Origin of the sequence: Polaribacter litorisediminis (assembly GCF_019968605.1) — a bacterium.
Taxonomy (GTDB): domain Bacteria; phylum Bacteroidota; class Bacteroidia; order Flavobacteriales; family Flavobacteriaceae; genus Polaribacter; species Polaribacter litorisediminis.
The window spans coordinates 2,668,571-2,682,622 of sequence record NZ_CP082966.1; the positions used below are offsets into that span (position 1 = coordinate 2,668,571).

Annotated in this window: 14 protein-coding genes; 8 read left to right on the plus strand and 6 right to left on the minus strand. The window is 31.8% G+C overall.

Annotated elements, in window-relative coordinates:
• Positions 1 to 60 precede the first annotated feature (60 nt).
• The 5 genes from K8354_RS11390 to K8354_RS18855 form a co-directional block, all read right to left on the minus strand.
• Complete coding sequence (locus K8354_RS11390; RefSeq protein WP_223439726.1) at positions 61 to 2,130, minus strand: flotillin family protein; 2,070 nt, start codon at positions 2,128 to 2,130, stop codon at positions 61 to 63.
• A gap of 15 nt (positions 2,131 to 2,145) precedes the next feature.
• Positions 2,146 to 2,865 carry a hypothetical protein gene (locus K8354_RS11395; RefSeq protein ID WP_223439728.1) on the minus strand — a complete coding sequence of 240 codons (720 nt, stop codon included), beginning with the start codon at positions 2,863 to 2,865 and terminating at the stop codon, positions 2,146 to 2,148.
• Between the two features lie 990 nt (positions 2,866 to 3,855).
• Positions 3,856 to 5,046: a beta-ketoacyl synthase N-terminal-like domain-containing protein gene (locus K8354_RS11400; protein ID WP_223439730.1), complete on the minus strand. Its 1,191-nt coding sequence runs from the start codon at positions 5,044 to 5,046 to the stop codon at positions 3,856 to 3,858.
• Between the two features lie 208 nt (positions 5,047 to 5,254).
• Entirely contained in the window at positions 5,255 to 6,520 is a 1,266-nt protein-coding gene (bioA, locus tag K8354_RS11405) for an adenosylmethionine--8-amino-7-oxononanoate transaminase (protein WP_223439732.1), read from the minus strand.
• 1 nt (position 6,521) lies between these two features.
• Positions 6,522 to 6,608, minus strand: coding sequence for an SEC-C metal-binding domain-containing protein (locus K8354_RS18855; RefSeq protein ID WP_367890431.1), 87 nt, complete (start codon positions 6,606 to 6,608; stop codon positions 6,522 to 6,524).
• Positions 6,609 to 6,758: 150 nt separating this feature from the next.
• On the opposite strand from K8354_RS18855, the gene K8354_RS11415 reads away from it, so the two are divergent.
• The 8 genes from K8354_RS11415 to K8354_RS11450 all read left to right on the plus strand — a co-directional run bounded on the left by K8354_RS11415 (position 6,759) and on the right by K8354_RS11450 (position 11,386).
• Positions 6,759 to 7,967: an aminotransferase class I/II-fold pyridoxal phosphate-dependent enzyme gene (locus K8354_RS11415; RefSeq protein WP_223439734.1), complete on the plus strand. Its 1,209-nt coding sequence runs from the start codon at positions 6,759 to 6,761 to the stop codon at positions 7,965 to 7,967.
• A gap of 22 nt (positions 7,968 to 7,989) precedes the next feature.
• A complete protein-coding gene (locus K8354_RS11420) occupies positions 7,990 to 8,367 on the plus strand; it encodes a DUF2007 domain-containing protein (RefSeq protein WP_223439736.1) in 378 nt (125 codons plus the stop codon).
• Positions 8,367 to 8,978 (plus strand): dethiobiotin synthase, encoded by a 612-nt coding sequence (gene bioD, locus K8354_RS11425; RefSeq protein ID WP_223439738.1) that lies wholly within the window; start codon positions 8,367 to 8,369, stop codon positions 8,976 to 8,978. The genes K8354_RS11420 and bioD overlap by 1 nt, the downstream gene beginning before the upstream one ends.
• 10 nt (positions 8,979 to 8,988) lie before the next feature.
• On the plus strand, positions 8,989 to 9,423 hold the full coding sequence (locus tag K8354_RS11430) for a LexA family protein (RefSeq protein WP_223439740.1): 435 nt from the start codon (positions 8,989 to 8,991) through the stop codon (positions 9,421 to 9,423).
• Between the two features lie 173 nt (positions 9,424 to 9,596).
• Positions 9,597 to 10,154 carry a DUF2975 domain-containing protein gene (locus K8354_RS11435; RefSeq protein WP_223439742.1) on the plus strand — a complete coding sequence of 186 codons (558 nt, stop codon included), beginning with the start codon at positions 9,597 to 9,599 and terminating at the stop codon, positions 10,152 to 10,154.
• A 2-nt stretch (positions 10,155 to 10,156) separates the two neighbouring features.
• Positions 10,157 to 10,660: a DUF2975 domain-containing protein gene (locus tag K8354_RS11440; protein ID WP_223439743.1), complete on the plus strand. Its 504-nt coding sequence runs from the start codon at positions 10,157 to 10,159 to the stop codon at positions 10,658 to 10,660.
• A 2-nt stretch (positions 10,661 to 10,662) separates the two neighbouring features.
• Complete coding sequence (locus K8354_RS11445; RefSeq protein ID WP_223439745.1) at positions 10,663 to 11,178, plus strand: DUF2975 domain-containing protein; 516 nt, start codon at positions 10,663 to 10,665, stop codon at positions 11,176 to 11,178.
• Position 11,179: 1 nt separating this feature from the next.
• Positions 11,180 to 11,386: a helix-turn-helix domain-containing protein gene (locus K8354_RS11450; RefSeq protein WP_223439747.1), complete on the plus strand. Its 207-nt coding sequence runs from the start codon at positions 11,180 to 11,182 to the stop codon at positions 11,384 to 11,386.
• 128 nt (positions 11,387 to 11,514) lie between these two features.
• On the opposite strand, the gene K8354_RS11455 is transcribed toward K8354_RS11450, so the two are convergent.
• Positions 11,515 to 14,031, minus strand: coding sequence for a S9 family peptidase (locus K8354_RS11455; RefSeq protein ID WP_223439749.1), 2,517 nt, complete (start codon positions 14,029 to 14,031; stop codon positions 11,515 to 11,517).
• Between the last annotated feature and the right edge of the window lie 21 nt (positions 14,032 to 14,052).

Sequence of the window (14,052 nt, forward strand, 5' to 3'; positions counted from 1 at the left end):
AATTTTACACCCTACAAGGTCAAAAAAAAAGACCTTGCAGGATACATGGTGGGATTTAAATTACCCCAATTTTTTATCAGACAATCCTAAGCCCTTTGCAAGATTCATTAAATTAGAAAACAAGTTACCTTCTTCTTTGTCAATTGCTTTTGATTTTAAATCCATTAATATACTCGCTACAGAAAGGTTCTTTAAATCTTCGGATGAAACATTGTATTTTGTTGCAAAATCTCTAACTTTTTCTAATAAATTTCCTTTTACATCATTACTACCCAAAATTGCGTCTTTAACATCTTGAATGTTTTCAGAATGTTTTGTCAATCTATCAAAACCTTTAGCTTTGGTAATTTGTCCAATAATTTGATCAAAGAACATCGTTTCTCCGCCAACAATATCAATTTTCGCAGCTTTTAAAGCTTCTCCAATTACACTTGCTTGTGCATCCGCAATTTCTTTCTGAATATTAATTTCTGCTAAATCAACTTGTAATTCTTTATCTAAACGCAATTTAAACTCCTCATGTTCTTTACCGACACCATCTAATTTTTTCATGGCATTTGCTTTCTCTGCTATTCCTGCTGCATCTGAGAATGCTTTTTCTTTAATTACGGCTGCTTCTGCCATACCTTGTTTCTGAATTGCCGTTGCTTTTGCTTCAATTCCCGCTGCTTCTGCTTTTGCTTTTTTCTCAATAATTAATGCCTCTACCAAACCTTCTCGCTCATGAGCATCTGCTTTTGCATGCATTACCTGTGCTTCAGACATTCCGATAGTAGCTTCTTCTTTTGCGGTTGCTTCTGCTAAAATTTTTCTTGCTTCCGCCTCTTTTTCGCTTGCTTGCTTCTTCGCCAAAGCTTCAATATTGATTTCTTCTGCTTGCTGAATTGCTGCTTGTTTTTGTGCTTCTGCAGCCTTAGTAGTTCTTATTAAATCTTCTTCTGCATTTGCCTCTGCAATGGTAATTTTTACTTGTTTATCTCTGTCTGCAGTTTTAAAAGCCTGAATGTCTTTCATATTTTCTTGCTCTTGTACCACTCCTTTTTCTAATACTACACGATCGCGAATTACATCTTGAATATTCTTTTTTTCAACCTCTAAAACTCTTTCTTTTTCAATTTGGGCCAACGTTACAATTCGTTCTCTTTCTGTAGCTTCTAACATTCTGTCTTTTTCAACTCTTTCCGTTTCTACGACATCTGTTCTCAATTTATTCTTGGCGGCAACAATTACTTGCCTTTGCATATTTTCTTCGGCAACTTGTAATTTTTCTTCGGTAGAAATTCTGGCAGTTTCAGATTTTAATCGTTCTTCTTCAGAAACTTTTAAAATACTTGCTTCTTCTCTCGATTTAATATTGGCAATTTCTCTTTTTTGTTGTTCTTCTTTTTCAGCCAACTGCTTGTCTAATTCTAAAATTGCTTCACGTGCCTCAACATCTTGTTTTCTGATGGTTTTTTGTTCATCACGCATAATTAAATTCGACTTTACATTTTGTGCTGCCGTTAATTCTGTGATTTTCTTAATTCCTTCTGAATCTAAAATATTATCTGTTTTTAAGAACGAAACTGGGGTTTGCTCTAGATAATCAATAGCACAATCTTCTAATGTATACCCATTTAAATCTGTACCGATAATATCTACAATTTCATCTCTAAATTCTCTTCGAGCTTCATACAATTCGATAAATTGAAATTTCTTTCCTACAGTTTTTAGCGCTTCAGAAAATTTTGCTTCAAATAAATCTTCTAAGGTTTCAATATCTGATGCCCTTGCACAGCCAATGGTTTGTGCCACTTTTTTAATATAATCGATTTCGTTATTTACACGCACAAAAAAGGCAACTTTAATGTCGGCACGCATGTTGTCTTTACAAATAAGACCCTCATTACCAAGTCTTTCAATTTGAATTTTCTTTACAGAAATATCCATAATTTCTACTCTATGAAAAACAGGAACTACATACAAACCTCTATCTGTGGCCACTTTTGTACCTTTAAACCCTGTCCGCACCAAAGCTTGTCCTTGCGGAATTTTTTTGTAGAACATTGCAATAATTGCAAAATAAACAATAACAAGGAATAAGATTAATCCTAAACCGATTCCAATAATTGGTAATAAGCCTTCTAGCATAATTTTTAGTTGTTTTTAGTTAGTTATATAAGATTGTGCGTAATAATAATTTTTATCTGTACTTTGTTTGATGATTAAAATAGGCTCTCTAAAATTAATTTGTTCGCCATTTAAAGATTTTACATAAATTGATAGCGGTGTATTTTCGACTACAACTTCTGCAGAACCCATTTTATTTTCTTTGATAGTTGATAAACAAACCCCTCTTCTTCCGATTACATCAATAGGGAGATCTCCATCTTTATTTAAATTTCTAAAGAAACCTTTGAAGGGTGTTGTAAAAATTTTAGTTAGTATCAATGCTGGAAAAAAACCGAATAGCATAATTATAAATCCAAAAGTATTTTCATAACTTAAAGTCGCGGTGGTAATCATGGTTGTTAAAATCCACCAAATAAAAATCCAACAGGTAAATGTGAACATAAAAGGCAATCCAACAAAGTTGAAATATACCAAAACCACCTGCCACCATTTTAACGGTTTTCTTCTATTCCTTACAATATCTTCTTTATTGACTTCCGTGCTAGAAATATCCTGAAAATCTACATTTCCACCTTCAATATTGGTATCAAAATCTGCATCGATATCTACATCAATATCCACGTCCACATCAAAATCGAGGTCAAAATCTACTCCAGAAACCATAGTTACCAACCAATACAAAACGAGGATCAGCATCAAAATGGTTAGTGTGATGTTCACCGGAGAAAGTACTATGTCTATTAAGTTGTTCAATATTATAAATTTTTATGGTTAGAAAAACATGACTATTCTTTTAATTTTGCCAAACCATTTTTCGGCGATTTCTACTTTAATGGTATTGGATTATTAATTTTATCATGACTATATTTATTGGCATTGATTACTTTCTCTACAAATAACTCAAGTGTAGCTTTTTATTGATTTGCTTACTATTTATTTTTGATTGTAAAACAGACAATTTTCAAAATGACCTTAAATTTATTGATTCTTAGAATCGAATTTTAACACTATTGCTTGCCCTGTGAATCGTTTAAATGAACTTTAGAAAATTCGAAAAAACAATATTAAATTCAAATTGCAACAAGTAATTTTTGATTTTCATGTGATAATTTTCCATTGTCAGCTTTTTTTGTTTCTTCATGTCAATTGTCATCATCACAAGCACTCAATATTACAAAAAGTTAAACAAAATTGCTACAAGTTTTGCCACAAAAGTAAAAACACACTGCACTAATAAAATCATATTTTTAAAGTTTAAGTTGGTTGATAAAATGCTAATTATATTAGTTTTTTATACTGTAAAATGTTCAAATAAAGTTACGAACATTCTCTTAAGTATCAAAATAGCTAATAATACTGGTGTAAATATACAATTAATTTTAAATATTGCAAATATAATTAGCACTATCGCATTGTTTTTGTTAAAAACTAAACAAAACAAGAATCATCAAGAACTCAAACCCAAAAGCATTTGAGGATATATTTGAGTCAAAAAAAGCCTTACCACAAACTCATTAAGACATAGCACACAAATATAACATAGAAATCACTCTTAAAAGTGCTCATTATTTTAGCAAAAAAATAAATGCCGTTTCATTGATGTAAGCCAAATGAATTATTGAATTTTAGAGAAAACCGAATTAATGACACAAAGGAGCATAAAGAACATTTTACAAAATCGCGTGATTGTAAGATTCTAAAAATGACCGCGAAACTAGACTGCATAATTTCATAAAGATTGTATCAATTTGCTGTTAATAAAATTGAAACTGCATTTCCACCAAATCCGACTGCATTTATGATCACGTTTTTAATTTTCTTTGGATGCGTTTGTTTGACTGCAAACGGAACTTCAATTACTTGTTGATGTTGCAACATGAACAAACCCAATTCTAAACTTAACATTCCAGAGGCACCAAATGTGTGTCCTAACTTCCATTTAGTTGTAGTTAAAAAAGGTTTTTTGTTATCAAAAACTTTTTTTATCGCATTCACTTCAGATTGATCTCCTTTGATAGTTCCTGGAGCATGCATGACAATGACATCAATTTCTTCTTTAGAAATTTGCCCTAAAGCCATTTTCATAGATTTCTGAAAACATTTTGCATCGGCAGATATAGACGTATTATGAACCAAAACTTCGGTTGCAAAACCGACTCCAGCAATCATTGCTAAAGCATTTTTTACAATTCCTTTTTCCAAACAAATTGCAGCTGCACCTTCGCCTAAAACCATGGTGTTTTGTTTCTTTTTTAGATCGAAAGACTTACATGGAAATTGGTTTTTAGTATTAACAGATACTAAATCAAGTTCAGCATTATGCTTTGCATAGACTTTTAATGCTTGCATTTGTGCAATGGTAAAATTGGTTAAAGAAGCTTCACTTCCGCCCACTAAAAACTTTTCTGACATTCCAGAATTTATCCAAGCAACTCCGTTTAATAGTGAATGTAAAGCTGTAGAGCAAGTAACTGAATGCGATATCTCTGGACCCGAAGTTTGTAAATCGTGCGCAACCCAAGAAGAAATATTACCTAGTGTTGTGGTTGGAGAACTTAAGGTGGAAGACTTTTGGGTTTCTAAAAACTCTTGATGATATTTTTCAAATAAAGAGGTAGCCCCTCTTGAGGAGCCAAAATTAATTCCGAAATTATTTTCGGACTTCCAATTAGAATTTTTAACCGCTTCTCTAGCAACAAAGATTGCGAATAAAACAGCATCATCTAAATTTCTATATTTTGAATCTGATTTTCTTAAAAGTGTAATTTTTTGCTGATTTTCCTCAGATAATTGCCCTACAAAAACAGTTTTATAATGCACTTTTTTTTCTACTAAAAAGTGTTTATTTACTAAATAATTTTGCCAGATTTCTTTTTGAGTACTGCCCAATGCAGAAATGGAGGCTATGGATGTTATGGAGATTGGCTGGATCATTAATTGTATACATATCGAAGACCTCACAGGTTTTAAACACCTGTGAGGTCTATAATTTATACAAAGATAAGTTTTGTGTTAAGGATTGGAGCATTGTCGGAGCTCATTTTTGTTTTTTCAACAAAAATAGCGACTGCGGAAAGCCTGACGTTTTTTTTTGGCTAAAAATTTTTATTTCAAAACTTTTAGCCAAAAAAAACGGAACGCCCTAAATAATTTCTAAACTTTGTTCAATGGTATCATACACTTTTTGTAGTTGCTTTTTAGAAATGACATATGGAACTTGAATATAAATTGTGTTTCCTAACGGACGTAAAAAAACACCCCGATCCATAAAAAATTTCAATAATTTATCTCGCAAATTGCCATACCGCTCCATTTTTGTATTGAGATCCAAAGCAAAAATAACTCCTTGAGAACGTGCTGTTTTTACTTTTGGATGTTTTAAAATATGGTTCTCAAACACCTTGTGAGCACTTGAAATTTCTATAATATTTTGCTGAATTTCATCAGATTGCAATAATTCTATCGCAGCAATTGCAGCACTGCAGGCAATCGGATTTCCTGAATATGTATGACAATGAAAAAAACCTTTTGCCATCTCGTCGCTTAAAAAAGCCTCGTAAATTTTTTCTGTGCAAGAAGTAATCGCCAACGGAACCAAACCACCCGTTAACGCTTTACTCAAACAGATGATATCAGGTTTTGTTTCCATAAAATCGGATGCAAAATTGCGTCCAGTTTTCCCAAAACCGGTCATTACCTCATCTGCAATTGTTAAAATATTGTTGATTTTAAAGAAATTTAAAATCTCATTTAAACCTGCTGCGTTGTGAATTTTCATTCCTGCAGCACCTTGAATGATGGGTTCATAAATGAAACCTGCAATTTTATAATTTTCTATGTATTCTTTTAATTTTGCTAAAATTTCTTGATGATTTTTTCCATTCGGTGTCGGAATTCGTTTTACATCCATTAAAAAATCTTCAAAAGGACCGTTGTATACCGACAAACCAGAAACAGACATGGCGCCAAACGTATCGCCGTGAAATCCGTTTTCAAAAGCGATGAATGTTGTGCGCTTTTCATCTAAATTAAAATAATATTGGAGCGCCATTTTAATCCCCGCTTCTACCGCCGTGGAACCATTGTCGTTAAAAAAAATGCGATTCTGATTTTGAGGTAATATTTTAATCAATTCTTCGGATAATTTTACAGCCGGTTCATGGGTGAAATCGCTAAACATTACTTGGTCTAATTGTTGCATTTGTTGGTAAACACGACTCGTTATAAAATCGTTGCAATGCCCAAACATGCACGTATACCAAGAAGAAATCGCATCGATATATTCGTTGCCATTTTCATCTGTTAAAATACATCCTTTCGCTTTTACAATCGCCAAACTATTTGGACTTAATTGGTGTTGTTTTAGCGGGTGCCAAAGGTGTTTTTTATCTCTTTCTTGTAGGGTCATTTTAATTATTTATACAACATTTTTTATATTTTTTACCACTTCCACAAGGACAAAGTTCATTTCTACCTATTTTTTTGATGACTGATATAAGGAGCCTTAAAAAAAGTTCTCAATATGGCAACAGATTTTCTTTGTAAATTCAGAATAAGAATCTGCTCACAAGATGTATTAACAGTATTACCATCTAACAATACAAACAAGCAAGCAAAGATATTGAATTTTGTCTATTTTTGCTTCGATGAATTTGCCAAAAAAGTTAACAAATAAATTAAATATTCGTGAAGAAAATAATTCTTTACGGAAATTATCACCGCAAAATAATTTAGTTGATTTTTCTTCAAATGATTATTTAGGTTTTGCAAAATCTGAAGTTATTTTTGATGAAACACATCAGCTTTTAATTACTAAAAACAGCAAACAAAATGGTGCAACAGGAAGCAGATTATTATCTGGAAATCATTTTTTATATGATGAAGTAGAACTATTTTTAAGCGAATTTCATCAAGCAGAAACTGCTACTATTTTTAACTCGGGTTATGATGCCAATATTGGATTGTTTTCTTGTGTTCCTCAGCGCAATGATGTGATTTTATATGATGAATTTTGTCATGCCTCTATTAGAGATGGAATTCAATTAAGCAATGCAAAATCCTTCAAGTTTTTACATAATAACCTTGCAGATTTAGAAAAACGTGTTTTGGCTATGAAAGCTGACGCTATAACTTATGAATTTGAAATCTATGTTGTTACAGAATCGGTTTTTTCTATGGATGGGGATTCTCCCGATCTTATTTCAATAGCCGAAATTTGTAAAAAATACAATATTTATCTTATTGTGGATGAAGCCCATGCTGTTGGTGTTTTTGGCGTTCAAGGTAGCGGACTTGTGCAAAAACTGCAAATTCAAGATGCTGTTTTTGCACGCATTATCACGTTCGGAAAAGCCCTGGGTTGCCATGGAGCTGCTATTTTAGGAAGTAACGACTTACAAAGTTATTTGGTAAATTTTGGACGAAGTTTTATTTATACTACAGGTTTGTCTCCACATTCTTTGGCGACCATTCAAATTGCTTACCATGCACTCCGAAAGAATTCAACCAAAACCGAAAGTCCATATAAAAAACTAAACCGGAACATTCAATTTTTTAAATCTGAAATCACACAATTACAGTTACCTCTTTTTTATTTGGATGCAACATCTAAAATATCATACGGGTTTATTGAAAGTAATTCTGCCATTCATTCTTGCATTATTCCTGGAAATACTCGTGTAAAAAAAATTGCCGAAAAATTACGAAAAATGGGATTTGAAACCAAAGCAATTTTATCGCCCACGGTTCCGAAACAACAAGAGCGATTGCGTTTTTGTTTGCATAGCTATAACTCTAAAAAAGAAATTCGGGAAGTTTTGTATTTGTTAAGTATTTTTGTCAAAAAGGAACTTTAAATCCATACCAACACCTAAAAAAATGAATCCTAATTTTAAAATTTTAGCAGTTTTTGAGTTTTCAACAGAAGCCCATGTCACCAAATCGAAATTAGATTCAGAGGGTTTTACGACTATGCTCATGGACGAAAAAACCATTGACGCAGATCCTTTAGTGAGCAATGCCATTGGTGGCGTAAAATTATTGGTGCACACGAAAGATTTTGAAAACGCAGTGAACATTTATAACGAGATTCGAGTTTATCAAAAAGACACAAATGGAAAAGATATTTCTTGTCCTAAATGCAACTCCAGCAGGATTTTAATTGCACCCATTCAAAGAAAAAATGTGTTTTATATGTTGTTTCCTTTTTTTGAAAAAACAAGACAAATTTGTAACGATTGTAAAACAATTTTTTAATGCCAAATACATATTTTATCACAGGAATATCAACAGAAGTAGGAAAAACCATTGCCGCAGCCATTGTAACGGAGGCGTTGGAAGCTGATTACTGGAAACCCGTTCAAGCTGGAGAACTTGACAATTCTGACACCCATAAAGTACAAAAGCTCATTTCAAATTCTAAATCCGTTTTTCATGCTAATTCGTATGCTTTAGAAACCCCGATGAGTCCGCATGCCGCCGCAGAAATTGACGGGATTACCATCGAATTAAACAAAATAAAAGCACCAGAAACAAAAAATAACTTGGTCATAGAAGGTGCAGGCGGTTTATTGGTTCCGTTCAATGACACGGATACTATTTTCGATTTAATTCAACCTGAATACAAAGTAATTGTAGTTTCCAGACATTATTTAGGAAGTATCAATCACACTTTATTAACCGTAAACTTGTTAACATCTAAAGGTTTTGAAGTCGCTATTCTTTTCTCTGGTGATGCACATCCTACCACAGAGGCAATCATTAAAAAAATGAGCGGTGTGCAAATTATTGGAAGAATTGACGAGGAACCTTATTTTGATCAAAATGTGATTAAAGAATATGCTGAAAAGTTCAAAGAAAAATTGTAATTTGTGGCGCATGAGAGCAACAGACAATCTTACTTTATTTGCACCGAAAGCTTCTTCGGGAAATGGCGCTATTTTAATTGATGTAGGCATTTCTGCAGGTTACCCATCTCCGTCTGGAGATTTTAACGAAACTAGAATTTCTTTAGATGACGAATTAGTTCAAAATAAAGACAGTACTTTTTACGCGAAAGTAAAAGGCCAATCAATGATTAATGCTGGTTTAGATGACAATGATTTATTAGTTATTGATAGAAGTCTAGAGCCTGCCAACAATAAAATTGCAGTTTGCTTTTTAGACGGAGAGTTTACCGTTAAACGCTTACGTGTAGCAAAAAATGAGGTTTGGTTACAGCCAGAAAATCCGAATTACCCAATTATACATATAACGGAAGAAAACGATTTTATGATTTGGGGTATTGTTACAAACGTGATTAAAAAAGTATAATTTCAATCAATAATAATTATATATCTTGCTTGTTATTTATTAAAATAATAATAAAAAATCAGAGAAATGATTCTCTGATTTTTTTGTCTAAAAACTAAAATATTATCATATTTTAATATTTTATTATTGTTTATCAATAATTTTTATATATTTGTTGTATCAAAATATATACAATGAAAACAATAAAAATTTTAACAACACTTATAAATATATTATTTTTTGGGTTAACCATAGTATTTATAGCGCTACTAATATTCGGGTTTGTTATTTACTTTTTTAGCGAACACTTACCTTTTTATCTTCAAAATTTCGGAATGTTATTTAACTCAAACTTTTTTAGCTGGCACCTTTTCTTAGTTCCAGCAACTACCGTTTTAAATTTTATCTTATTTATTATGGCTATTTTCTACCTTAGAAAAAGTATTACACCTTTTATACAGTCCGACTTCTATAGCGAAAGCGTCACCAAAAATTTATGGAAAGCAGGAAATCTTTTTATTTTTATAGGAGTATCTACTATTATTATCCAATTAATTGCAGCAACTTATATGCAAGTTTTTATGACTAAAATTATACAAATTAATGGATTTATTACTTTCTCTAATATAGTTGCAGCAGCATTTGATTTAAGAAGTATTTTCTTAATTATTGTTGGCTTATTTTTTCTACTCTTTAGTAAAAGTTTCATCAACGCAAGAGCATTAAAACAAGAAAACGATTTAACTATTTAATCATGCGAAAAATTAATATTCTAAAAGCAATTGTAGATTTACTTTGGATATTTTCAATGCCAATAGTATTGTTAATTATTGGATTTTCAATTACAATTTTCTTTGTTGTTTTGAGTGAATTAAATATCAAGATAAACTCAGTGGTTTTGAATACCAACAAGCTAACATCAAAAATATTATTGGCTATTGCTGCTTTAAATTACTTACTAATTATTGCTGCTTTGTATTTTTTCAGAAAAGTATTGCATTATTTTTTAAGAGTTAAAATATTTGAAGAAATGGTTATCACTTCCTTTAAAAAAATTGGTAATTTATTAGTGATTTCTAGTATAATTTCACTCATCACTTCTATGCTAAGTAAAGTTTATTTTGAGCAAAAAGTAGCTTTAGAGTTTGGTCTAAACCAACACTTGATAATTATTTGTTTTGGTCTATTCTTTTTAGTTTTAAGTGAAATATTTAAAATTGCAAAACATCAAAAACAAGAAAACGATTTAACAATTTAATTATGAAAACAGTAAAAATTTTAAAAGTAATGCATATCCTCTCTTGGATTGTTTTTGTTGGCTTATGTATAAAAACAGGAATCATCTTAACATCCTATTTTATTAGTATTGCCAGGCCTGAGTATGCTAAAAACTTGTTTGAGGGTTTAGATTTATCACAATACTATACGCATAGTTTTTGGCAATATTCTAGTATTGTTGGCTACAAAGTACTCTTATTTTCATTAGAAGCCCATATTGCATTTTTAGTAACCCGATTGTTAAATACGCTAAATTTAGAAAAACCATTTCATGAGAGTATGCATCAATTAATGACTAAGATAAGCATTAGTATTTTTTATTTATGGATTTTAGCTATTATACATAATGCTCATGTTCAGTTTTTAGCAAAAAGATATAACTTCTCGATGGAGTTATTTTCTGGTGACTTTATCTTTTTAGCGGGTATTATTTTCATTTTTGCTCAAATTATTAAAAGAGGAATTGAAATTCAACAAGAAAACGATTTAACCATATAATATGGCGATTATTGTAAATCTTGACGTAATGTTGGCAAAGCGCAAAATGCGCAGCAAGGAGTTAGCAGAAATTATTGGAATTACCACCGCCAATCTATCTATCTTAAAATCTGGGAAGGCGAAAGCTGTTCGTTTTTCTACTTTAGAAGCTATTTGTGAAGCTTTAGATTGCCAACCCTCAGATATTTTAGAATATAAAAAAGATTAACTTTTATACTTCTAAAATATTTTATAAGACAGTTATAAAACTAAAAAACTCCGAATTTTAATTCGGAGTTTTACTTTTAATTTTAATGAGTTCTCGACTGCGCTATAACTGACATAATAAAATAACAATTATTTATTCTGTGGTTCATTTAAATTCATGAACATAAAATCTACATCCGTATTTTCTTCTCCTAATAAATATTTGCTAAAATGATCGGCTCTTAACCAAAAAGAGTATTCAGTCATGCTACCAAAACCATGTCTTTGCCCTGGCATCACCATAAATTTAAAACGTTTGTGCGCTTTAATCAATTCGTTTGCCATTCTAATAGTTCCTGCGGGATGCACATTGTTATCCATATCACCATGAATCAACATTAAATGTCCCTTTAAATTTTTTGCTAAAGATTGATTGTAATCAATTTCATATTTATGAGAAATTTTACCTTTTTCGTCAATTTCTTCTTTCACTCCGTGATGGGTTTCACTCCACCAAGAATTATACACTCTGTTATCATGATTTCCTGCGGATGAAACTGCAGCTTTAAAGAAATCTGGATATACTAACATCGCAGCTGTAGACATAAAGCCTCCTCCTGAATGACCATAAATCCCCACTTTTTCAATATCAATATATTGATGTTTGTTGGCTAATTGTTGTGCCACATATTTTTTATCTGCCAAACCATAATCACGTAAATTTCCATATCCATAATTATGGTACCATTTAGATCTATCTGGATGACCACCTCTATTTCCCAGCGTAATAACCACAAAACCAACCTGCGCCATTCTGTCTAAACGATCCATTCTGTATGAAAAAGATTTATTGACTGCCTCTGTTTGTGGTCCAGGATATACATATTCTAACAACGGATATACCTTAGTCGTATCCAAGTCAAAAGGCTTGTACATCACCCCATAAATATCAGTAATTCCGTCATCTGCTTTTACTTTAAAAGTTTCTGGAAACTGATATCCTGATGCAAATAATTGTGATAAATCTGCCGTTTCTAGATCCATTACTTTACGTCCATTTGCATCCCTAACTTCAGATTTTGGAATAGTATTTACTCTAGAATAATTACTAACAAAGTACTCATTAGAATCTGCCATAGAAGCACTTGCCGTAAAATTACCAGGATCTAAAGTTTGCATTCCACTACCGTTTAAATTGATTTTATAGGTGTGTAAATAATACGGATCTTGGTCTTTATGTACGCCATTCGCCGTAAAATAAAGCGTTCTACTTTTCTCGTCTAAACCCGCAAAATTATCTACATGATAATCGCCTTCTGTTACTTGGTTTTTCAAATTCCCATTGACATCATACAAATAAAAATGAGCCCAACCATCGCGTTCTGCCCAATGCAATATTTCGGTTTCATTGTTAAATAGAATTAAGGGTCTCGATTCTATATACGTATTAAATCGTTCCTCAATAATGGTTTTATATTCTCCGGTATTGATGTCTGCTACATGAATATCAAATTTTTTACGATCTCTAGAAATCGTACTGAAATATACTTTTCCTTTTTTTGATAATAGCAAAGAAGGTGTAAAATCATCATCTCTTTGAGACTGTTTTCTTGGTGCTCTGTATACAGAAATACTTTGTTGTTTTACTGTATCTAAAGGAACCATTACATGGCTTTTTGAAGGAATATCAAAAATCATCAATTCAGATTTATAAAATTCTTGTTCACCTGGCATGTGGTATTTGTAAGTTTCTAAAGTAGGCCTTTTTTTACCTGTAGCATTAATTACCCATAAATCTTTGATATGCCTTGAATCTGATTTTTGGAACACAAACTTTTTAGAATCATGAGACCAAGTTCCCCAAACCCCTTTTCTTTTGTCTTTATTTTTTTCTACATCCACATTATCTTGCCCTCGGTTTCCGCCACCATAACCATAATTCTCTTCACCATCTTTTGTCCATTGATTTTCTACAACAGTGCTATCTTTTTCATCTTTAATAAACTTTTTAAAGTTCATTTTATCCATCCAATACATATTGTAGTTTTTAGAATATAGAACTATAGAACTATCTGGAGCAACATTTGCCCAACTTTTCCAAGGTGTTTTCTCTTCTTTTTTAGTATCGATAATGGTTAACCCATTTCCACCTAATCTATATTCTAGATGATAGGTTTTTTTCTCCATTTTAGGCTTCTTCTTTTTAGCCTTTTTGGTAGTTGTAGAGTCTTTCTTAACTTCTTCTTTTGATTCTTTTTTATCCTCTTCAACAACCTCTACTTCTTCTGTAGATTTTACTCTAAAGCGGATTGCATTCTCTGCTTTATTAAATTTGAAATTAAAACGAGGCAAATGTTTGGCGTCATAAGGATCTTTGGTGATTTCTGTTAACCACTTTGCCATTTTTACATTATCAAATAATGGTTTTTTCGTTTTTCTATCTAAATCAACAATATAATGATTGGAACCCTCTGAAGTTTTGTAAGCATACCAAAAACGGTTTCCTTTTTTTAACCAATGTGGGCTTACACTTGTTGAATGCACCATTTTAGCTAAATTTTTTGGAGAATATTTAGCCGCTTGTCTGTAATTTGGTTTGGGAGTTTCTTGCGCAAAACTTACTGAAATAGTAAAAATCAACGCAAAAGAGAAGATGATATTTTTCATGTATAGAGATTGGTTTATTTG